Genomic DNA, 20,494 nt, shown 5'->3' on the forward strand with positions numbered 1-20,494 from the left:
GCCGCCGCGGTGGCGGCACCGCCGCCGACGCTGCCGAGGAGGCCGCCGCCCCCGCCGCCGCCGATACCGGGGACGTGCCCCGGCAGAGTACCGCTGCCGCCCGGGCCCCCGGGCAGGTTGGGGCCGACGGGTCCCCCGGAGCCGCCGGGGCCGCCGGAGCCGCCGGGCCCGCCGCCGGGAAGGGTCGGCACCACACCGGGACCGCCGATTCCGGGGCCACCGATGCCCGGGCCGCCGGGCAGCGTCGGGCGAACCGGATCGATGCCGCCGCCGATGCCACCGCCGATGCCGCCACCGCCGCCGCCGGGGCCCCCGGGCAGGATCGGAGCAGTGCCGACGATCGAACCGTCGACGGACGGGCCACTGTATCCGGGCGGCCGCGAACCGGCGCCGGGCCCGTAGCCGGGGCCGTTCCAGCCCGGGTCGTACCGGTCGAACTCCGGGCTCGGCGCATCGGGCCCGAAGGTCCAATCCTTGTCGTCGGGAACGTCAGATGCGTTGAGGTCGTTCACGGTGATCTCCGCGATCACGGCCTTCTGCGCGTCGAGCCTCGCCGCATGCTGGGCGGTCTCGGCCTGCATGGTTTCGAGGGCCGCCTTCGCGGCATCTTCACGCTGCCCGCCGAGCCATCCCTCGATCGCGTCGATCGCGGTATCGGCTGCGAGCGGCCCGAGCACGGGGTGCACGACCGCCGAACCGCCGCGCGCGAGGTTCTCCCAGAACGGGTCGACGTCGGCCGAAGGCAGTTCGGCGACCGCGCCGGTGGCCCGGCTGCGGGAGGCGTTCGCCGCATCGATGACCCCTTGCGCGTCCTCGAGCGTGACCTGGACCCGCTTCATGTCGGCGTCGAGCTTGTGCAGCTGCGCGGCTGCGCCGTCTGCGGCGTTGCCCTTCCACGAATCGCTCTCGGCGAGCTGCGTGATCGCATTGCGGACGATGCCGAGCGCGACATTCAACCCGGCGAGGTTCGGGATCTGCCATTCGCCCGCTGCGGCGACGGCGTTCAGTTCGTCTTCATGCTTTCCCATGATTGCGTTCCCCTTGCCTCTGCTTGTTCCGTGTGGTGAGCACGACGACCAGCACGATCGCTCCCACGAGCACCAGTGCCCCGACCGCTCCCCCGATGACGAAGACCGGAAGCAGCGCCTCGAACGGGTCGCCCGACGCCGGCGGCTCGGTCGGTTCGGGTGTGGCTGCCTCCGGGAAGATCTCGAGATAGGTCGGCTGGTAGACCGTCTCGACACCTCCCGCCCCTTGCAGTTCGCGGTCGTCGACGATCAGCGGGTTGACGTCGTCGTACTGGGTCGGATCGACCCGCAGCATGTGGCGCAGCGACACGATGCCGTACCCGAGGCTGTCGTCGCGCGCGAGCTCGTGGTCCTCGACGCCGGTGTTGCGGATCAGCGATTGGATCATCTGGTTGCCGGTCGCCTCCGGGTACTTCGACCACACGGCCGCGAGCACGCCCGCCGTGAACGGCACCGCGTTGGAGGTGCCCGACTGGATCGTCTGGGTCTCCCAGGACTCCGCCCCCGGCCCGCCCTGCGCGGTCATTCCCACGCCGGGCGCCGCCACGTCCACGCCGGGATCGGTGGAGCCGGCGCCGTTCTGCGGATCGCCGTAGGCGTCGATCGCCTGCACTCCGACCACACCGTTCATCGAGGCGAGACCGCCGGTACCCCAGTCATCGAACGGTTCGTTCGACAGGCTCTGCAGCACGATCACGCCCTCGCGCATTGCACGGGCCACGAGGAGCGGGTCGATCGTATCCGACGACTCGATCTGGATCGAGACGATGTCCGCCCCGTCGTCGAGCGCTTGTTCGAACCGCTCGGGCACACCACGCTGCGAACCGGGTCGCTGCGAACCGGGCCGGTCGAAGCACAAGGGGTCGAGCAGCTCGCTGTCCGGACCGACCGAATAATAGGTCACCTGGGCCCGCGGTGCCGCGCCCCGCACTCCGACCTGTCCCGGGTACCCGGCCCCGGCGCCGGCGATCAGCGAGACCGAGTTCGTCCCGTGCGCCCCCTCCATCTCGTCCGTCGTGGGCGGAATCGGGTTGCCGGCCTCGTCGTAGCAGATCGACGGCGCGATCGTGAGATCGGCCCCCTGCAGGGTCGGCACATCGGGATTGATCTGGCCGTCGATCACTGCGACCTGCACTCCCGCGCCGTCGTTGCCGGCATCGAGCGACTCCTGCATGCCCGAAGCGGTGAAGTACCAGTCACCCGGCGCCTCGCTCTCAGCGCCGATGGCCGGCTGGGACGCCGCGAGGAGCGCAGCACCCAGAGCGACTCCTGCAGCGAGCCGCGCGATGTTCCGCCCCTGCACGTCAGATCGGCGCAATGTCGCGACCGCCGACCGTCGGCGCCTTCTTCTGCACGATATCGGGGAAGTAGTCGTCGAGGGAGTCGAGCACGCCGGTGATCGTCTTCGCCTCGTCGGCGAACGAGGCGTCGAGCTCGACCTGCTGCTTCACGGCCGCTCGGATCTGGTCGGACAGTTCGGCCATGTACTCCACCGTCGCGCGCACGGTGCGGCCCAGTTGGATGCCGAGTCCGTTGAGCGCACGCCGGAACTCCTGCGCCGCGGGGCTCTCGGACGCGGCCGCACCGTCGGTGCGTGAGACCGCCGCGGGATCCGGCATCTCGTGAAGACTGTTCAGCACGGCGACGAGCTCGGCGAACACCTGGTCGGGCTGCACCGAGATCTCAGAGGCACCCATCGTCGATTCCCCTCAACTCCTGGACGAACATCTGTGGCGACCTCACGGCCGCAGTCAACGTGGCGATGGGGTGCCACGGCGAATCGCCGCGCACCCCACCCGCTCGAAAGCCTCGACTCAGATCGAGAAGCGCTTCGCCGAAGCGTTGTCGCCCGAGACGTACTCGCCCGACATCTGCTCGGTCTTCGTCGCGATCTGCCCGAGCAGCGACTGCAGCTCGGCGAGCGACTTGGTCCACTTGGCCTGCGCCTGGTCGTAGGCGGCCTGCGCCTCACCGCCCCACGACGCGCGGAGCTTGCCGACCTCGGACTCGAGGCGCTCGAGGTCCGACCGGATTCCGTTCGCACCGTTGCGGATCTGGCCGGCGAGCGCGTTGACCTGCTCGGGCCGGACCGACATGGACTGCATGTTCATCTGCTCTCTCCCGTCTCTCGAACGCTCAGGCGCCCGACATCATCGAGCCGAGGCCCGAGATGGTCTGCTGGTGCTGGTCTTCGGTGGCGGCCTGGTCGCGCTCGGTTCCCGCGAGCGCATCTTCGAGCGTCACGAGCACCTGGTTGAGCTTGGTGGTCTCCTCGTTCCAGCGGTTGAGCAGCTGGGTGTAGGAGCCCGCGGCGGCACCGGTCCAGTACGCGCTCACCTGCTCGATCTCACCGCGCACCGTCTTGACCTTCTGGTCGATGGCGCCCTTCGCCTCGTTGACAGCCTGCGCACCCCGGCGCAGCGCGCCTTCTTCTGCGGAGATCTGATCAGCCATCTCACGCTCCTTTCACCCCTACACGACACGGACGAGGAGAGCGTACCCCGTTTTCGAATCCCACGAAGATGGGGAGAGGTACCCATCCGGCCCGGATCGCCGCGAAGCGGAGATGGGCTTCCCGTAGAGTGTTCGCGCGGCGCCCGCATCCGCAGGCTGCCCGTGGATGTCAGGAAAGGTGCATGGCACAGAACGCCGCTGCCGCCGGGGTGCTGAGGCTGTCGATCGTGAGCGAGGATCGCCGGCTCGATGTCGGCGTGCCGGCCCATGTCCCCCTCGTCGAGCTCATCCCCGGCTTCGCGCGCAGCATCGGGGTCCTCGACCCCACGCTCGCGCACACCGGCTACCAGTTGCGGCGTGCCGACGGCACCGTGCTCGACTCGGCCCGAGCGGCCCTGGTGCAGGGCGTCCACGACGGCGAGCTGCTCACCCTGGTGCGCGGCGGCCTCATCGCCGAGCCCAAGGTCTACGACGACATCGTCGAGGCGGTCATCGACGCCACCGCGTCGCAGCACGGCGCATGGACGCCGCGCGACAGCTCGCGCACCGCGCTCGCGATCAGCCTCGCCTTCCTCGCGCTGTGCGCCCTCCTGCTGCTGACGTCGGGCGCCGACTCGACGCTGGCCGCGGTCATCGCCGGAGCCGGCGCGCTCGTACTGCTCGCGACGGGTGCCGTGCTCGGCCGCCTCGGGCAGTCGGAGGCGAGCCACGCCCTCTCCCTCGCCGCGGCCGCCTACGGGGGCCTCGCGGGGCTCATCGCGGTCCCGGCCGCCGAACCGTGGGGGTGGCCGCTCGCGGCTGCCGGTCTCGGACTCGGTCTCGTCGGCGGCGCGGCACTCGCCCTCGCGCCCGACCGACCGGAATTGCAGTTCGCCCCGATCGCGCTGGGCACCGCGCTCGGCCTGACCGGGCTCATCGCGGCGGTGCTCGGCGGCGATCCGATCGGGCCGTGGGCGATCATGGTGGCCGCCGCCGGCACGCTCTCCAACGGCCTGCCGTGGCTCGCGATGAGCTCGACCCGAATCCGGGTCATCTCGCCGCAGAGCGATGCCGAGATCTTCGACGCGCCGCACCCGGTCGACCCCGACGAGGTCACCCGTCGCGCCGTCGCGGGCGCCCGCACGCTGACGTCGCTCCGCATCGCGCTGGCACTCGCGATGCTCGTCGCCACGCCGCTCGTCGCGGCATCCGGATTGGTGGGCGCGCTCCTCAGCGCGCTCGCGTTCGTCGGCCTCATGTTCCAGTCGCGGCAGATGCACGCGCGCGGAGGCGTGCTCGCGCTCATGGCGTTCGGAGCCGTCGGGCTCGCCGTGACCGGGCTGACCGTGGTGTTCAGCCAGCCCGACCTGCGCATCGGGCTGCTGGTCGTCCTGCTCACCACGACGGCGCTGCTCGTGGGACTCACGCTCCTCAGCCCCCGCGCGCGGCTCCGACTCGCCCGCCTGGCCGACACCGCCGAGCTCGTGGCGCTCGCGCTGCTGCTGCCGCTCGGCGTCCTGACCGCCGGGCTCGCGTAGGCGATGGCGACGAAGAAAGACCTCATCGAGGCGCAGACGTTCAGCCGCCGCCGGCTGCTCACGGCGTTCACGGGCGGCGCGCCCGGAGGCAAGGAGCTCGAGCCGTCGAAGCCGCTGATCGCCGTGATCACCGGCATCGTGCTCAGCGTCATGCTCGTGCTCGGCGGCGTGTTCTACGGCCTCATCCGCCCGGGCCTGCCGAACGACTGGCAGAACAACCGGCTCATCGTCGCCGGCGACACCGGTGCCAGGTTCGTCTCCATCGAGGGCGTCCTCTACCCGGTGGTCAACACGGCGAGCGCGCGGCTGCTCATCCCCGCCGGGCAGTTCGAGGTGATCACGACCGACCGCGGCACGCTCTCGGGCATCGAGATCGGCCGGTCGATCGGCATCGTGGGCGCCCCCGACGAGCTTCCCGAGCCGAGCGCCCTCATCCACGACGCCTGGGCCGCCTGCCTGCCCGAGGGGCGCACCTCCGTGGTCGCGCTGTCCTCGAATCCGGTCGCGGCCCCGGCCGCCGGAGTCGGTCTCGCGGTCACCCGAGGCGACGAGGCCTTCGTCGTCGCCGGCGATCGTCGCTACGCCGTCGACGACGAGCAGGTGAGCGCCGTGCTGCGCGCGGCCGGGCTCGGCACCGTCGGCGAGCGCGAAGTCGAGGGCCGCTGGCTCGAGCTCTACACCGAGGGCGAGCCGCTCGCTCCGCTCGTGATCGACGGCGCGGGCGCCCCGGTCACGGGTACGAGCCTGCGCGTCGGCGAGGCGGTGCACGCCGCGGGCAGCCCCGAAGCCGACCGCTACCTCGTCACGGCGGCGGGCGAGCTCGCGCCGCTCAGCCCGCTCGCCTACCAGCTGTACCTCCTCGGCACGGGCGCCGAGCTCGGTGAGGCGCGCGAGATCAGCCCAGCCGAGATCGCGGGGCTCACCACCGCCTCCGCTCGCGCCGGCGGTGCCGACTGGCCGACCGACGTGCTCGGGGAGCTCTCGGCCGGCGACATCCCGTGCGCGGTGCTCGACACCTCGGGCGAGGCGCCGACGACCCGCCTCGGCATGGCCGAGCGCGAGTTGCCGGATGTCTCCGCCGCGGGCGCGGTCGCCATGCAGCGCGGCGCGGGCGCCGTCGTCGCCGCGGGCGGGTCGGGCACCGACCGAGCGACGACGACGTTCGTGATCGACGCGACCGGCACGGCATTCCCGGTGCCCGGCAGCGACCCCGAGCCGTTGCAGCGCCTCGGCTACGGCGAGGACGACGTCACCCCGGTCACGAACGCGTGGATCGCCTTCTTCCCGACGGGCCCGGCGCTCTCGCCCGCCGCTGCGGCGGATACGGCCGAGCCGGCATCGGCCGACGGCGGATGACGGGCGGCCGCCTCGCCGCGCTGGCGGCGCTCGCGGGCATCGCCTGCGGCATCGTCGCCGCGGCGGCGACCGCGACGCCGCTGGGCGCCGCTTCGCACGCGTTCGCCGCGGGCCAGTGCGAGCCGGGGAACGTGGCGTACACCCCCCAGACCCCGCCGGCGTTCGCCCTGCTCCAGTCCGAGCTCGCCTGGGGTCGCGCGACCGGCGACGGCGTGCTCGTCGCGATCGTCGACTCGGGCATCGACGCGGGCAACGCCCACCTCGCTCCCGTGCTGACCGGCGGCGTCGACCTCGTGGGCGACGGCGAGCGGGCCGACGGTCTCAGCGACCTCGACGGCCACGGCACCGCGATCGCCGGGATCATCGCGGCCGCGGAGGTGCCCGGTTCCGGCGTGCGGGGACTCGCCCCCGATGCCCGCCTCCTCTCGGTGCGCGTGTTCCGCGGGCGCGACGACGAGTCGATCGAGGCGGGCTTCGGCCCGACGGTCGAGCGGATCGCGGCGGGCATCCGCGTCGCCGCCGACCGGGGCGCGCAGGTCGTCAATGTCTCGCTCAGCGACGTGCCCGAGTCTGGCGACCTGCACGACGCGGTGGCCTATGCGCACGCACGGGGAAGCCTCGTCGTCGCGAGCGCGGGCAATCGCACGACGTCGGCCTCGACCGAGGACGGCCCCCGCTACCCGGCCGCGTACCCCGAAGCACTCGCGGTCGCGACCAGCGATGCGTCGGGCCAGGCGACGGATGCCTCGGTGCACGGCCCGCACGTCGAGGTGGCCGCCCCCGGCCAGAACGTGCTCACCTCCGCGACTGGAGCCGGCGACTGCCTCTACGCAGCCGACACCCCCTCGTCGAGTTTCGCGACGGCGTACGCCGCCGCCGCCGCCGCCCTCGTCGCCGGGGCACACCCCGAGGAGGGCCCCGACGGCTGGCAGTACCGCTTGATGGCGAGCGCGACCCGTGCCGACCCCGACCGCCGCGATGACGCGCTCGGGTGGGGCGTCGTGCAGCCGTACGACGCGATCGCGCTGCTGCCCGCACCCGACACCCGCGGCCCGGCGAGCCCCTTCTTCGACACCAGCGCGAGCGCCGTGCGGCCGGCGAGCACGGCGGTCGAGCCCGACCACGGACCGTCCCCGTTCGAGGCGACGCGTGAACTGCTGCTCGTCACGGGTGTCATCGCCGTGGCGGCGCTCGGCACGCTCGGGAGCCTGCTCGTGCTCCGCCGGCGCCGTGCCGAGCCCGCGACGCCCACGCTCGCCGACGTCCGCGGAGGCCTGCTCAGCCGCGAGGTCGACACCGAGCCGTGAGCCCGTACGGCGCAGCCGTGAGCGGGGCACCGCGGAGCCGTAGGCGGTTCCGGCTCGGTCAGGGCACCAGCTCGTAGGCGAGCCGCAGCTCAACCTCGCCCAGCCTGAAGCGCTCGCCGACCACGGCCGGCTCGCCCGGCTGGAGCTCGAGGACGGAGCCGCTCGCGTCGACGACGCGGCTGCCGTTGGTCGAGGCGAGGTCGACGAGCCGCCAGGCGCCGTCGGTGTAGGCGAGCCGTGCATGGGTCTTCGACAGCGTGCGGGTGTGGTCGGGCAGCGCGATGCGCTGCTCGTCGGGAGTCGCCGGCTCGGGGTTGCGCCCGAGCACGATGCGGGGCGCGGCGAGGTCGAAGGCGGTGCCGTCGGCGAGTTCGACCCGCCAGTTCGCCCGGGCCGCGGGCGGCGCGGGCGCTGGGCTGGCGGCGACCGGACGCGCGACCGCGGCGGGCCGAACCGGCGCGGCGGCCGGGACCGCGACCGGCGCGGCAGCGACCGGCTCCGACCCCATGCCCGGCGCCGGAAGGACCGATCCCGGTACCGCAGGCACGACACCCTGCGGCTCGAGCGGCTGCACCTCGATCGGCGTGGCGACGGGAATCGCGTAGCCCGAGGCATCCCGTGGGGCGAACGCGGTCGCCGGATCGATGGCCTCGTCGAGGGCCTCGGGCACGCGACCGCCTACGGGCTCGGGCGCCGGCTCGGGCCCCCACGCGAGCACCGACATCCACACGGGCGGCAGCACGATGCCGAGCGCGGTCGAGCCCGCTCCTCGGCCGAAGCGCTCGTTGATCCGGTGAACGGCGGCGATGCGCACCACGAGCCCGTAGATCGCGACGACGGGGATGAGGCAGTACACGAGCGAGTAGGCGGGCTTGCCGCCGCGGGCGAAGACCTCGGCCTCGTTCAGCACGGGCACCCACGCCTTCCACGGTTCCCCGCCGGTGCGCGCGAAGAGCCGCGAGAGGGCGAAGCCGGTCCAGAGGTAGAGCGCGAGCCAGACGACGAATGCGGCCGCGACCATCGCGAACAGCGCCGGCCCGAGTGCCGAGACGTCCGGCACGACACCGGATCCATCCACTGCGAGAACGCTCACCACCGGATTCTTTCATGCGTCGCGCTGAAGCGGAGTGCCGGGCGGATTTCCGTGCAGGTCCCAGCGCTCGACGCCCTCACTCCTCGCCGGCCGCCCCCGATCGCGGCTCGAACGCGAGGTCGATGAGCGCCCGCGCGCGGCGCGCGTCGGTGCGGCGGTCGGCGGCATCCGTTCGCGCGGTGAGGTCGGCGAGCATCGTGACGACCAGCAGCACGTCGGAGGTGTGCACGTGGTCGCCGACGCGGCCCGAGGCGATCTCGCGGTCCAGGAGCGACTCCGCGAGCCGCGCGAGCCGCTGCGTGAAGTGGGCGACGCGTGCGTCGTGCCGGTTCTCCCAGATCAGGTCGATCAGCGCGGTCGAGACCGCGGCCTGTTCGATGATCGCGTCGAACAGGTCGTCGAGCGTCGCTTCGGGGCGGTCGACGGATGCCTCGAGCTCGTCGATGTTCTCATCGAACACGGCGACGGCGATCGAGAGCCGGTCGGGGAAGTGCCGGTAGAGGCTGCCCTGGCCGACGCCGGCGCGCTTGGCGATGGAGCTGAACGGCGCCTGCAGCCCGTCGGCCGCGAACACCTCGCGAGCGGCGGCGATGAGTGCGCGGCGATTGCCCGGACCCGCGCTCGGCCCGCGGTTGGGCTTGCGGGTGCCGATTCCCTTCCGGCTCTCAGGCACGGGTGTTAGCGTACTACCGGACAATGTTGTCCGGTGTATCGCCGACACGTGCGGCGGAACCCGACCCCCCGAGAAGAAGGAACTCGCATGAGCACGACCAAGCCTCTCACCGGCGACGACTCGATCAAGACCTGGCTCGACAGCCCCGTCGGCGGACCGATCCTCCGCGACCTGCTGGCGCAGTCCGGCCAGGACGCCGGCGTGCTGAAGCCCGTCAGCCGCCTCGCCCTCAAGCGTCTCATCAAGCTCAGCAAGGGCCAGTTCAGCCAGGACGCCGTCGACGCCCTCGTCGCGCGCGCCGCCGCCGGCGACGTGCCCGAAGGCGCGCCCGCCGCGGCCGAGACCGCCGACCACGGCCCCGAGGCCGGCGCCGAGGCATCCGCACCGCCCGTCGAGCGCCCCGAGTGGGTCGAGCGCATCAGCGACGGCCGCTTCTCCGGCAAGACGATCATCGTGACCGGCGCCGGCTCGGGCATCGGTCGCGCCACCGCGTCGCGCATCGCCCGCGAAGGCGGCCGCGTCATCGCGGTCGACGTCTCGCAGGAGCGCCTCGACGAGTTCGCCGCCGATCACGCCGCCGCCGACGTCGTGACCCTCGTGGCCGACATCACCGACGAGGCGAAGGTCGCCGAGATCGTCGCCGCAGCCGGCGACCGCATCGACGGGCTCGCGAACATCGCCGGCATCATGGACGACATGACCCCGCTCGGCGAGGTCACCGACGCCGTGTGGGAGCGCGTCATGCGCGTGAACGTCGACGGCACGATGAAGCTCAGCCGCGCGGTGATCCCGACCATGCTCGCGCAGGGCATCGGCTCGATCGTGAACACCGCGTCCGAGGCCGCCCTCCGCGGCTCGGCGGCCGGCGTCGCCTACACGGCGTCGAAGCACGCGGTCGTCGGCATCACCAAGTCGACCGCGTTCATGTACGGCCCGAGCGGCATCCGCGTGAACGCCGTGGCCCCCGGTGCGACCATCACCAACATCGAGGCGAAGTTCGCGTCGCCGCTGGGCGCCGAGCGCGTGCGCCTCGCGATGACGGTGCTGCCGGATGCCGCGGAGGCCGAGGCCCTCGCCGCGTCGATCACCTTCCTGCTCAGCGACGACGGCGTGAACATCAACGGCGTCGTGCTCGCCTCCGACGGCGGCTGGTCGGTCGCGTAGCGACCGGTTCCAGGCACCCCGGTCGCTCGTCGGCCGACGCGCGCCCCGGCTCCCGCGAGTCGGGGCGCGCCGCATTCCCGCTGTCCACAACCCGCCCCAGGCCACCCAGCCGAGCGGGGTAGGGTCTTCGGACCCTACCGATCAGGAGCATCGTGTCCCGGTTCCACCCCGACCTCGCGGCCGCGAGGTTCATCCCGAAGTTCTCCTTCTCGCCGGGGCTGCTCCGCGTCCTGCGTCGCCCGCGGCCGAAGATGCCGCCCGTCGCGGGCATCCGCATCGAGGATCTCACCGTGCCCGGCGCCGACGGAGCGCCCGACGTCGAGGTGCGCGTCTACGACCCGGCCGGGCGCGCACCCGGCTCCCCCGCGCTGCTGTGGCTGCACGGGGGCGGCTTCCTGATCGGCGATCCCGAGCAGGACGAGGCATCCAGCATCGCGTTCGCCCGCGAACTCGGCATGCTCGTCGTCGCGCCGCGGTATCGACTGGCACCCGAGCATCCGGCGCCGGCCGCGGTGCACGACGCGTACTCGGCGCTCACGTGGCTCTTCGGCGAGGCGGCCGCGCGCAGCGTCGATCCCGGCCGCATCGCGATCGGCGGCGCCTCCGCCGGTGGCGGCCTCGCGGCCGGCCTGGCGCTCTACGCGCACGACCGCGGCGAGGTGCGACCCGCGTTCCAGCTGCTGGTCTACCCGATGCTCGACGACCGCACGGTGCTGCGCACCGACCTCGACACGCGCGGCGTGCGCGGCTGGACGCCCGCGAGCAACCGCTTCGGCTGGACCAGTTACCTGGGCGGACCTCCCGGCGCGGCGGACGTGTCTCCGTACGCCGCCCCCGCCCGGCGCGCCGACCTGACCGGGCTGCCTCCGGCGTGGATCGGCGTCGGATCCCTCGACCTGTTCCACGACGAGGACTGCGCGTACGCGTTCCGCCTGCAGGCGGCCGGGGTCGGTTGCGAGCTGCTCGTCATCGAGGGCGCGTTCCACGGCTTCGACTCGATCATGCGCAAGGCGGGGGTCTCGCGCGAGTTCTGGCGCGCGCAGGCCGACGCGTTGCGCGCGGGCCTCGCCATCGCCGAGGAGTCGGGAGCCTGACCTACGCGCCGCGCGCGCGCCTCGGGTCGACGGCCACGCGCACGTGCGCGCCCGTCGCCGCGGCGGCGAGCGCGTCGTCGAGGTCGGCGAGCGGGAAGGACCGCGAGACGAGCTCGTGGAACGGCGGCGCACCCCGGTTGCCGGCGAGGTGGTCGATGGCACGCTGCAGGTGCTCCGTGCGGTAGTTGTGCACGCCGGTCACGGTGAGCAGCCCCCGCACGACCGCCTCGGGATCGAGCTCGACGCGCGGGCCCGGCGACACGCTGCCGACGAGCACGAGGATGCCTCCGACGCCCATCGATCGGAGCAGCAGCTGCACCGACGGCGCCGCGCCCGACGCCTCGATCGCCACGAGCGGTTCGCCGAGACCGCGGCGTGCGAGCTCGGACGCCAGGTCGTCGCCCGGGTCGAGCGTCGCCTCGGCGCCGAATCGTCGGGCGGTCGCGCGACGCTCGAGGTCGGGGTCGATCACGACGACGTCGGCGCCGGCCTCGGTCGCGATCGCGGTCACCGCGAGCCCGATCATGCCGGCGCCGCCGACGAGCACGGTGGTGCCCTCGAGCGGCACACGGGATGCGGCGTCGAGGGCGGCGACCGCGGTCGCGGTCGAGCACGCCGCCGGGGCCGCGAGTTCGGCCGGCATCGACTCGGGCACGCGCACGATGCCCGTGCCGGCGCGCAGCTGCACGTGCGTGGCGAACCCGCCCGAGAGTTCCCAGCCGCGGCGCATCCGCTCGTGGCCGTACTTCGCGAGCGACCGGCACTTCTGCGGATGCCCCGAATCGCACCGGTCGCACGCGCCGCAGCTGACCGTGACCGTCCACACGATGCGGTCACCGGGCGCGACGGGTGTGCCGTCGTGGGCGAGCACGTCGCGACTGCCGACGGCGAGCACCCGGCCCACCTGCTCGTGGCCGAGCACCGAGGGCACCGGCTGCGAACGCCGGCCGTGCACCGTGTGCACGTCGGAGCCGCAGACCGTGGCGAGCTCGACCTCGACGAGCACCTCGCCCTCGGCGAGCCGGATGCCGGGCACCGCGATCGGCTCGTGCGCCCGTCCGGGCTCCGACCACACCATGGCGGTCGGCGTCGGGGTCACCAGCAGTTCCTGCTCGCGTCCGCGAGCGAGGGTCGGCACGGCGACTACGCTTCGTCGAGGCCGAGCAGCGCCGGCAGGTCGGCGACGCTGTCGATGACGGCGTGCGCGCCGGCCGCCTCGAGCTCGGCGCGGTCGTGCGTCCCGGTGAGCACGCCGACGACGAGACCGGCGCCCGCGGCGAGGCCCGAGCCGATGTCGCTCTGCGTGTCGCCGACGACCACCATCGAGCCGACCGAGCCCGCGCCGGTTCGCAGCAGCGCCGTGAGCGGCAGGTCGGGGTGGGGCCGGCCGCGGCCGGCCTCGGCCGGGGCGAGGGCGACGTCGGCGAGGTCGTGCCAGCCGAGCGCATCGAGCAGGGCGTCGCGCGTCGACGGCGCGAAACCGGTCGTGAGCGCGACCGCCACGCCGGAGGCGCGCAGCAGGCGCACGGTCTCGAGGGCGCCGTCGATGGCAGAGACCCCGAGTTCGCCGACGAGTTCGGCGTAGGCGCCCTCGAACTCGGCATTGGCCCGCTGCGCGAGCTCCTCGTCGCCGGTCAGCACCCGGAACACGGCGATCTTCGACTGGCCCATCGTCTCGCGAACGTAGTCGAGGGCGCGCTCGCGCTCCTCTCCTTCGGGCGCGAACCCGGCCCGCTCCGCGGCGAGCGCGAACGCCCGCTCGACGAGCCCGTCGTCGCGGACGGTCGTGCCGGCCATGTCGAGCACGACGAGCTCGACCGGGCGGTCGCCGATGCGCGCGGTCGGGTGCGGCACGGCGGCGCTCGCGCCCGCGATCGCGGTGGCTGCGGCGCTCGCTCCCGCGGGCGCGGGCGCGGTCGCCGCCTCGGTCGCCGGGCTGGTGTCGATGGTCATCTGGTGGAGCCTTCCTGGATGCTGGATGAGGTGAGGTCCGCCCGCGGCCCCGCGAAGCGGGCGACGACGGCCTCGGCCAAGCCGAATCCCGTGGTCATGCCGATACCGGTCGTCGCGGCGGCGAGGTGCACGTCTGGGCGCACCTCGAGGTCGAGGTAGTCGTCGGGGCCGCTCGCGTACACGCCCTGCCAGCGCTCGAGCACCCGAAGCGAGGTGGTGCCGAACAGCCGTCGGGCCTCCTCGAGCAGTGCGTCGGCCGCGGCCTCCGACTGGAACGGGGCGACCGTCCGGCCCCGGTAGTGCGTGTCGCCGACGATGAGCGTGCCGTCGGGCAGCTGCGTGTACATCTGGTTGAGGTCGATGGCGGCGAGGTCGGGCCGCTCGCCGTGCAGGCGATCGCGCAGCGCCGCCGTCGAGGCGAGGCCCGCGAAGGCGCCGTACCGGAGCAGCGACCACCCGGTGAGCAGGGGCGCGGCGAGGGGCATCCGCAGGTCGGCCGCGACGCGCAGCATGTCGAGCCCGCAGCGCACGATGCCCTCGCGCTCGGCGACGTCGGGGAACAGGAGATCGACGTCGTGGTTGACGGCGACGACCACATGACCGGCGACGAGGTCGCCGCGACTCGTCGAGACGAGACCCGGCTCGATTCGGCCGACCGCCGTGCGGAAGCGGAAGTCGACCCCGCGACCCGCGAGGTACGCGGTCACGGCGCCGAGCGCCTGCCGCGGGTTCGCCTGCAGGTCGGCCGGCAGGAGTGCCCCGCCGACGACGCTGCCGGCAGCGACGGGCACGCGCGCTTCGAACTCGGCGGCGCCGAGGAGCTCGACGGCCGCGCCGTCGGCGGCCGCTCCGCCGCCGGCCGCGCCCGCGTCAGCCGCGCCGGCGGCGGGCGCATGCGCGGCCGCGAATTCCGCGAGCACCGCCAGCTCGTCGTCGGCGCGAGCCGCGACGAACGTGCCGGACTCGCAAAGCCACACCCCGGCCTCACGCGCCAGCCGTCGCCAGATCTCCCGCGCGGCGCGCCCGTACTCGAGCGCGACACCGGCTTGGGGGGTCACGCACAGGTGCCCGAAGTTGCGGATCGACGCGCCGGATGCCTCGCTGCCCCGCTCGACCACGATGACGCGCAGCCCGCGGTCGACCGCGGCGAGCGCGGCCCCGAGGCCGACGACGCCCGCGCCGACCACGACCACGTCGGCCCGGTCGGCGTCGCGCATCACTCCGCCGCGACCGGCGGCCCCGACGCCGCCGCTCACCGGAACACCCGCCGCATCCACACCGCGAGGCCCTCGAAGACGAGCTGCACGACGAGGATCATCAGCACGATCGAGGTGACCACGTCGTAGTTCGAGCCCTGGCCCGCGTTCAGCAGGTAGTAGCCGATGCCCCCGCCGCCGACGATGCCGAGCACGGTCGCCGCGCGCAGATTCGTGTCGATCAGGTAGAAGCCGTGGCCGATCAGCGCCGGCACCCCCTGCGGGAACGTGGCCGAGGCGTACACCTGCAGGCGCGTCGCACCGGTCGCGACCAGGGCGCGTTCGGGTCCGCGGGCGACCTCCTCGAACGAGTCGGCGATGAGCTTGCCGAGCAGGCCGACGCCGCCGAAGGCGAGCGCGATCATGCCCGCCTGCGAGCCGAGACCGGTGATCACGATCAGCAGGATCGCGAGGATCACCTCGGGCACGCCGCGGATGCCGACCAGCAGCAGTCGCGCACCGCTTCGGATGCCGCCGTTCGGGGCGACGTTGCGCGCTGCGAACGAGCCGATGACGAGCGAGAACACGAAGCTCAGGAGCGTGGCGGCGAGCGCGACGGCGATCGTCTCGGTGAGCGCGGCCGACATGGTGGCCCAGTCGTAGGAGCCGAACGACGGCGGCCAGAACTGCACGGCGACCGCGGGCACCTTCGCCCAGACGGTCACGAGGTCGGCCCAGTGGATGTCGCACACGGCGACGCCGGCGACGATGACCGCGGCAGCCCCCCAGAGCCACGCGACGTTGCGGATGCGCGTGCCGTCCCACGGCCGACGGAGCACGGCTTGCAGGTCAGCGGGCGAGGCGGCCCCCACCTTCGCCGGGGCGTCGGCCGAGGCATCCGCCACCGTGGAGCGCGTGCGCGGACGCGCGCTCGTGACGCGCCGTACGAATCGATCGCCGAGGCCGCGCCCGGTGGGCTGCGCGCCCAGCATGGCCCGGCGGATGAGGCTCGACACGATCTCCATGACCACGCAGAGCACGAACATGACGATCGCGATGCCGATGCCGAGCGAGTAGTTCAATGACTTGAACGCGTGCGACATCTCGAGACCGAGGCCGGCGACGCCCACATAGCCGAGCACGACCGAGTGACGCAGGTTGATGTCGAAGCGGTGCAGGACCGTCGCGATCCAGCTCGGCAGCACCTGGGGCAGGATGCCGCTCGTGAACTCCTGCAGCTTGGAGCCGCCGGCCGCGCGGACGGCGAGCCGCGGACCCTCGTCGATCTGCTCGATCGCGTCGGCGAAGAGCTTCGCGATCATGCCGACCGAGTGGATGCCGATGGCGAGGATGCCCGGCAGCGAGCCGAGCGTGAACATGAGTGCGAATGCCATCGCGAGGACGATGTCGGGAACGGCGCGGGTGAGCACGGTGATGAACCGGCCGATCGCCCGCCAGGCCGGGCCCGGCGTCGTGTTGCCGGCCGCGAGGTAGGCCACGGGCACCGAGATGACGGCGGCGAGCAGCGTGCCGGTGAGCACGAGGCCGAGCGTGAGGGCCGTGAGGGAGACGAGCTCGGCCGGCTCGGGGAAGGTGATCGTGCCGACGCGTTCGAAGAACCGCTCGGCGTTGCCCCAGCTGTCGACGATGCCGGCGATCGAGACGTCGATGTCGACGAGCGCCCACACGGATGCCGCGACGAGGGCGACGATCGTCAGCCCGGCGGCGATGCGCTCGGGCGAGGCACGGCGCCGCGGCGCGCGCGCGGCGATCGATTCGAGCTTCGGTGCGGCCGCCGGCGCGAGCGCGGTCATCGCGCGCCCTCGTCGGCGAGCGCCGGGTCGGCGTCGGCGTCGGCGTCGGCGTCGCGCAGGCCAGGGGATGCCTCGGTCGCCGCGCTCGTCGCGGCCAGCTCGCGCTCGATCGCCTCGAGCTCGGACGTCGCCGTGGCGACCCGGCCGTAGATCTCCATGACCTCGGCCTTGCCGAGGCCCTCGGTCGCGGTGTCGAGCACGACCCGGCCGTGCCGGAGGCCGACGATGCGATCGCCCCAGCCGAGGGCGAGGTCGACCTGGTGCAGGCTGCAGACGACGGTGAGTCCGGCGTCGGCCGCGATCTCGCGGATGAGCGCCATGACCTGCTCGCTCGACTCGGGGTCGAGCGAGGCGACGGGCTCGTCGGCGAGGAGGATCTCGGGCTCCTGCATGAGGGCGCGGGCGATGGCCACGCGCTGCTGCTGGCCGCCCGAGAGGGTGTCGGCGCGCTGGTAGGCGCGGTCGAGCAGGCCGACCCGGTCGAGGTGGCCGAGTGCGGCGAGGCGCTGCGCCCTGCGGTAGCTCCACAGCCCGAGGCGCGGGCCGCGGAGCCCCGCGAGGGCGCCCGTGAGCACGTTCTCGAGCACCGTCAGCGACGGCACGAGCTCGAACTGCTGGAAGACGAACCCGACCCTCGAGCGCAGGCGACGGAGGCGCCGCCCCGAGAGGGACGGCACCTCCTCGCCGAGTACGCGCACCGATCCCGACGTGGGCCGCTCGAGCCCGTCGAGGTGACGCAGGAGCGTCGACTTGCCCGATCCCGAGAGGCCGAGGAGTACCACGATCTCGCCGCGGTCGACGGTGAGCTCGACGCCGTCGAGAGCCATGGTGCGGCCGAAGGACTTGTCGAGTCCGGCGACCTGGATGATCGGTGTACTCATGTGCGTGCTTTCGGGGATCGGTGGTGCGGGTCGTGGTGCGGGTCGAAGCGGGTCAGGCCCGCTCAGGGCCGGGTCAGCCCTGGCACTGGGGGGCGTTCGTCTTCGCGCAGATGTCGCGGATCAGGTCGTAGTACTCGTCGTCGACCGGGGAGGTCGCGTAGAACACCGAGCGGAAGCCCTCGCTGTCGGCACTCTCGACGCCGGCCTCGATGATCTCGTCGATGGTGACCTCGGCCAACGCATCCACCAGGGTCTGCTTCAACTCCTCGGGGAGCGTGTCGGACATGACGATCGGCGCACCGGGAACCATGGTCTCGGCGATGACCTCGACCTGATCGCTCTTCTCGACCTCGCTGTCCTCGGCGAAGCCGGCCTCGCACTCGATGCCCTCGCCGACCTTGGTGACGCTGATGTCGTGCTTGCCTGCGAACACGGGAGTGACGTCCGTCTCGGCATCGATGCCCGCCTCGAGGAGGTTGTAGGAGGGGAAGAGGTAGCCCGAGGTCGACGACGGGTCGACGAAGCACACCTTCTTGCCTTCGAAGTCCTCGAGCGTCGTGATGTCGCTGCCCTTGGGCACGATCGCCTGAGAGTAGTAGCCCGGCTCCTGGCCCTCCTTCTCGATGATCGATGAGATCGGGGTGATCTTGGCACCGTTGTTGGTGGCGACGATGTAGCTGAAACCGGCGAACGAGGCGACATCGACCTTGCCGGCGACGGCGGCCTCGATCAGGGCGGCGTAGTCGGTCGACTCGTGGTACTCGACGGTCTTGCCGGTGACCTCGGCGAGGTAGTCGGTGAGCCCCTGGTAGTTGGTCTCGGTGTCGACCGAGTCGGGAACGACGCCGAAGACGAGCGTGTCCTGGTCGACGGCGAAGCCTGCGGCCGCGTCGGAGGATGCATCGTCGGCGCCGGCGGGGGCGGAACAGGCGGAGAGGGCGAGCGCGAGCGCTCCGGCGCCGAGCAGCGCGAGCATCGAGTGGGACGTGCGGGTGGTCATGATTGCCTTCCGTGCAGGAATGGTGGGCAGGACACCGGAAGCCTGCCACGGCCGAGGCCGACGTGTATGCCCAACTTGGGTGAGATTCATCACCTGTTCACTCAAGGGGGAACGAGGTGAACTCCAGGTGCCGCGGGGTTCTCTGGTGCAACCGCGCAAAGTAGTATTCCTTCGTGTCCTCCAGCGTGTACAAGCAGATCGCCGACGACCTCCGCCAGCGCATCACGAGCGGCCAGCTCGCGCCCGGCGACGACGTGCCCACCGAAGGCGAGCTCGCCGTCCGCTGGAACACCTCGCGCGGTCCCATCCGCAACGCCCTCGCCGAGCTCCGCCAGGAGGGCCTGATCGAGACCACCCGCGGCCGGCCCGCGCGCGTGGTCGAACGCAAGGCGCACCAGGCGGTCGACGTCTCGATCCCGTTCACCCGGTGGGCCCGCGAACTCGGCGCGAACCCCGGGGCGATCACCCAGGAGCTCTCCCTGCGCCGCGCCGACGAGGAGCACGCCGAACTCCTGGGTATCGGCACGAGCGACCTCGTCGTGCACGTCGTGCGCCTGCGGCTGCTCGACGGGCGGCCGACGATGCTCGAACGGCTCACATTCATCGAGGAGGTCGGTCGCAGCCTCTTCGAGCACGACCTCGACGCGGTCTCGATCACCGAGGCCCTCGCCGAGCGCGGCTTCGGCTACAGCGACGTCGACCACGAGATCGATGCCGTGGCGGCCGACGAGCTCGACAGCCGGCTGCTCGAGGTCGACCCGGGTTCCCCGATCCTGCGCCTTCGGCGGATCACCCGGGACGCCCACGGCCGCGTGTTCGAGGCATCCGACGACCGCTATCGCAGCGACATCGTGCGCTTCACCGTCGCCGCATCGGGACGCGCGACCGCGGGCGGCCACTTCATCCGCCCGATCGGCGGCTGACCGCCGCGGGCGCCTCAGCCCGTCATGAGCACGATGCCCGCGACCACGGCGACGGATGCCCCGATGCGCCAGCCCGCTCGGCCCTCGCGCAGGGCGAGCACGCCGAAGAGGCTGACGAGCACGACGCTCATCTCGCGCAGCGGCGCGACGAGCGAGAGCGGGGCGAGCGTCATGGCCACCAGCACGAGAATGTAAGCCAGCGGCGACAGCACGCCGAACGCGACGATCCGGCCCCGGTGCGCGCGCCAGACCGCACCGAGTTCGCGCCGGCGACCGCCGAGCAGGAGCGAGAACAGCACGGCCTCGCCGGCCGTCGTGCCGACCATGTACGCGACCGGCGCGGCGCCCCACCCGGTCACCGCGTGCGCGTCCCAGAGGGTGTACGCGGCAATGGCGACGCCGGTCACCAGACCCCAGGCGAGCGCCGGGTCGATGCGGCGATGACGCGGCGAGGCGGATGCCGCGGACGTCACGGATGCCGCGTCGCCGGTGCTCCCCCGGTCGGCCAGCCCGATCGCGACGACGCTCGCGATGATCACCGCGATGCCGGCGAGCTCACCGAGCGTGGGCCGCTCGCCGAACAGCACGACCGCGGCCAGCACGGTGAGGATCGGCCCTGTGCCGCGCGCGGTCGCGTACACCGTCGAGAGGCCTCCGGTCGCGTAGCCGCGCTGCAGCACGAGCAGGTAGGCGCAGTGCAGCAGCGCCGAGCCGACCACGCCGACGGCGAACTCCCCGAGGGATGCCCCGCCGAGGCCGCCGGTGAACGGGATGACCGGCAGCCACAGCACGGTCGAGGCGATCGAGCCCCACCAGAGGAACGGCATACCGATGCGGCTGACGCCGTGGGCGATGACGTTCCAGGCCGCGTGGCAGACGGCGGCGGCCAGGACGATGACGAGCGCGGTGACGGACATCCGGATCCCTTCGGCCCGTCGCGGGCGCGACGAACGGGATCCTCCGGGCTTTTGTCCTGTCAGATGACGGCCGCCGTCGGCGACGACCGTGGCGCCGCTCGGACCAGTCGGGCCGCACCTCCGT

Annotated in this window: 19 protein-coding genes and 1 pseudogene; 6 read left to right on the forward strand and 14 right to left on the reverse strand. The window is 72.9% G+C overall.

Annotated features, from left to right (window positions below):
- The 5 genes and pseudogenes from GE115_RS18475 to GE115_RS03195 form a co-directional block, all read right to left on the reverse strand.
- Positions 1-1,028: pseudogene (locus GE115_RS18475) on the reverse strand (hypothetical protein); the annotation flags it as partial.
- The gene (locus GE115_RS03180) at positions 1,015-2,331 is read right to left on the reverse strand and encodes a S8/S53 family peptidase (RefSeq protein WP_153683388.1); all 1,317 of its coding nucleotides are present in this window, start codon (positions 2,329-2,331) and stop codon (positions 1,015-1,017) included. The pseudogene GE115_RS18475 and the gene GE115_RS03180, both read right to left, overlap by 14 nt.
- A 1-nt stretch (position 2,332) precedes the next feature.
- On the reverse strand, positions 2,333-2,725 hold the full coding sequence (locus GE115_RS03185) for a hypothetical protein (RefSeq protein WP_153683389.1): 393 nt from the start codon (positions 2,723-2,725) through the stop codon (positions 2,333-2,335).
- Between the two features lie 117 nt (positions 2,726-2,842).
- A complete protein-coding gene (locus tag GE115_RS03190) occupies positions 2,843-3,133 on the reverse strand; it encodes a WXG100 family type VII secretion target (RefSeq protein ID WP_246190529.1) in 291 nt (96 codons plus the stop codon).
- A gap of 31 nt (positions 3,134-3,164) precedes the next feature.
- The gene (locus GE115_RS03195; protein WP_153683390.1) at positions 3,165-3,482 is read right to left on the reverse strand and encodes a WXG100 family type VII secretion target; all 318 of its coding nucleotides are present in this window, start codon (positions 3,480-3,482) and stop codon (positions 3,165-3,167) included.
- Positions 3,483-3,664: 182 nt separating this feature from the next.
- Between GE115_RS03195 and GE115_RS03200 the strand changes: the two genes are divergently transcribed.
- Genes GE115_RS03200 through GE115_RS03210 form a run of 3 tightly spaced genes read left to right on the forward strand, consistent with a single transcriptional unit; the run spans position 3,665 to position 7,662 of the window.
- Entirely contained in the window at positions 3,665-4,999 is a 1,335-nt protein-coding gene (locus tag GE115_RS03200; protein WP_153683391.1) for an EsaB/YukD family protein, read from the forward strand.
- 3 nt (positions 5,000-5,002) lie between these two features.
- A complete protein-coding gene (eccB, locus tag GE115_RS03205) occupies positions 5,003-6,355 on the forward strand; it encodes a type VII secretion protein EccB (RefSeq protein WP_153683392.1) in 1,353 nt (450 codons plus the stop codon).
- On the forward strand, positions 6,352-7,662 hold the full coding sequence (locus GE115_RS03210; protein WP_153683393.1) for a S8 family serine peptidase: 1,311 nt from the start codon (positions 6,352-6,354) through the stop codon (positions 7,660-7,662). The genes eccB and GE115_RS03210 overlap by 4 nt, the downstream gene beginning before the upstream one ends.
- A gap of 58 nt (positions 7,663-7,720) precedes the next feature.
- Here the strand turns inward: GE115_RS03210 and GE115_RS03215 are convergent, their stop codons facing one another.
- Entirely contained in the window at positions 7,721-8,755 is a 1,035-nt protein-coding gene (locus GE115_RS03215; protein ID WP_153683394.1) for a DUF5684 domain-containing protein, read from the reverse strand.
- A 76-nt stretch (positions 8,756-8,831) separates the two neighbouring features.
- Positions 8,832-9,428, reverse strand: a complete 597-nt coding sequence (locus GE115_RS03220) for a TetR/AcrR family transcriptional regulator (protein ID WP_312854855.1) — start codon at positions 9,426-9,428, stop codon at positions 8,832-8,834.
- 87 nt (positions 9,429-9,515) lie between these two features.
- On the opposite strand from GE115_RS03220, the gene GE115_RS03225 reads away from it, so the two are divergent.
- A complete protein-coding gene (locus tag GE115_RS03225) occupies positions 9,516-10,592 on the forward strand; it encodes an SDR family NAD(P)-dependent oxidoreductase (RefSeq protein WP_153683396.1) in 1,077 nt (358 codons plus the stop codon).
- 152 nt (positions 10,593-10,744) lie between these two features.
- Positions 10,745-11,686, forward strand: coding sequence for an alpha/beta hydrolase (locus tag GE115_RS03230; RefSeq protein ID WP_216648738.1), 942 nt, complete (start codon positions 10,745-10,747; stop codon positions 11,684-11,686).
- Between the two features lies 1 nt (position 11,687).
- Here GE115_RS03230 and GE115_RS03235 read toward each other — a convergent pair whose 3' ends face one another.
- The 6 genes from GE115_RS03235 to GE115_RS03260 all read right to left on the reverse strand — a co-directional run bounded on the left by GE115_RS03235 (position 11,688) and on the right by GE115_RS03260 (position 18,530).
- A complete protein-coding gene (locus GE115_RS03235; protein WP_312854856.1) occupies positions 11,688-12,824 on the reverse strand; it encodes a zinc-binding dehydrogenase in 1,137 nt (378 codons plus the stop codon).
- A 5-nt stretch (positions 12,825-12,829) separates the two neighbouring features.
- Entirely contained in the window at positions 12,830-13,639 is an 810-nt protein-coding gene (locus GE115_RS03240; RefSeq protein ID WP_153683397.1) for a phosphonatase-like hydrolase, read from the reverse strand.
- Complete coding sequence (locus tag GE115_RS03245) at positions 13,636-14,895, reverse strand: TIGR03364 family FAD-dependent oxidoreductase (RefSeq protein ID WP_312854857.1); 1,260 nt, start codon at positions 14,893-14,895, stop codon at positions 13,636-13,638. Before GE115_RS03245 ends, GE115_RS03240 begins: the two co-directional genes overlap by 4 nt.
- On the reverse strand, positions 14,892-16,649 hold the full coding sequence (gene phnE / locus GE115_RS03250; RefSeq protein ID WP_153683398.1) for a phosphonate ABC transporter, permease protein PhnE: 1,758 nt from the start codon (positions 16,647-16,649) through the stop codon (positions 14,892-14,894). Before phnE ends, GE115_RS03245 begins: the two co-directional genes overlap by 4 nt.
- The gene (gene phnC / locus GE115_RS03255) at positions 16,646-17,530 is read right to left on the reverse strand and encodes a phosphonate ABC transporter ATP-binding protein (RefSeq protein WP_153683399.1); all 885 of its coding nucleotides are present in this window, start codon (positions 17,528-17,530) and stop codon (positions 16,646-16,648) included. The genes phnE and phnC overlap by 4 nt, the downstream gene beginning before the upstream one ends.
- 73 nt (positions 17,531-17,603) lie before the next feature.
- Positions 17,604-18,530: a phosphate/phosphite/phosphonate ABC transporter substrate-binding protein gene (locus GE115_RS03260; RefSeq protein WP_153683400.1), complete on the reverse strand. Its 927-nt coding sequence runs from the start codon at positions 18,528-18,530 to the stop codon at positions 17,604-17,606.
- Positions 18,531-18,703: 173 nt separating this feature from the next.
- Between GE115_RS03260 and GE115_RS18710 the strand changes: the two genes are divergently transcribed.
- Positions 18,704-19,453, forward strand: a complete 750-nt coding sequence (locus GE115_RS18710; RefSeq protein WP_312854858.1) for a GntR family transcriptional regulator — start codon at positions 18,704-18,706, stop codon at positions 19,451-19,453.
- 14 nt (positions 19,454-19,467) lie between these two features.
- Here GE115_RS18710 and GE115_RS03270 read toward each other — a convergent pair whose 3' ends face one another.
- Positions 19,468-20,370, reverse strand: coding sequence for an EamA family transporter (locus GE115_RS03270; RefSeq protein ID WP_153683401.1), 903 nt, complete (start codon positions 20,368-20,370; stop codon positions 19,468-19,470).
- Positions 20,371-20,494 lie beyond the last annotated feature (124 nt).

Source organism: Agromyces agglutinans, assembly GCF_009647605.1.
GTDB lineage: Bacteria > Actinomycetota > Actinomycetes > Actinomycetales > Microbacteriaceae > Agromyces > Agromyces agglutinans.

Bases quoted from the DNA above. Each gene is read 5' to 3' on its own strand.
- GE115_RS03200 (WP_153683391.1), top strand. From the start codon at position 3,665: ATGGCACAGAACGCCGCTGCCGCCGGGGTGCTGAGGCTGTCGATCGTG.
- eccB (WP_153683392.1), top strand. From the start codon at position 5,003: ATGGCGACGAAGAAAGACCTCATCGAGGCGCAGACGTTCAGCCGCCGC.
- GE115_RS03260 (WP_153683400.1), bottom strand. From the start codon at position 18,530: ATGACCACCCGCACGTCCCACTCGATGCTCGCGCTGCTCGGCGCCGGA.
- phnC (WP_153683399.1), bottom strand. From the start codon at position 17,530: ATGAGTACACCGATCATCCAGGTCGCCGGACTCGACAAGTCCTTCGGC.
- GE115_RS03190 (WP_246190529.1), bottom strand. From the start codon at position 3,133: ATGCAGTCCATGTCGGTCCGGCCCGAGCAGGTCAACGCGCTCGCCGGC.
- GE115_RS03240 (WP_153683397.1), bottom strand. From the start codon at position 13,639: ATGACCATCGACACCAGCCCGGCGACCGAGGCGGCGACCGCGCCCGCG.
- GE115_RS03270 (WP_153683401.1), bottom strand. From the start codon at position 20,370: ATGTCCGTCACCGCGCTCGTCATCGTCCTGGCCGCCGCCGTCTGCCAC.
- GE115_RS03225 (WP_153683396.1), top strand. From the start codon at position 9,516: ATGAGCACGACCAAGCCTCTCACCGGCGACGACTCGATCAAGACCTGG.
- GE115_RS03185 (WP_153683389.1), bottom strand. From the start codon at position 2,725: ATGGGTGCCTCTGAGATCTCGGTGCAGCCCGACCAGGTGTTCGCCGAG.
- phnE (WP_153683398.1), bottom strand. From the start codon at position 16,649: ATGACCGCGCTCGCGCCGGCGGCCGCACCGAAGCTCGAATCGATCGCC.
- GE115_RS03195 (WP_153683390.1), bottom strand. From the start codon at position 3,482: ATGGCTGATCAGATCTCCGCAGAAGAAGGCGCGCTGCGCCGGGGTGCG.
- GE115_RS03210 (WP_153683393.1), top strand. From the start codon at position 6,352: ATGACGGGCGGCCGCCTCGCCGCGCTGGCGGCGCTCGCGGGCATCGCC.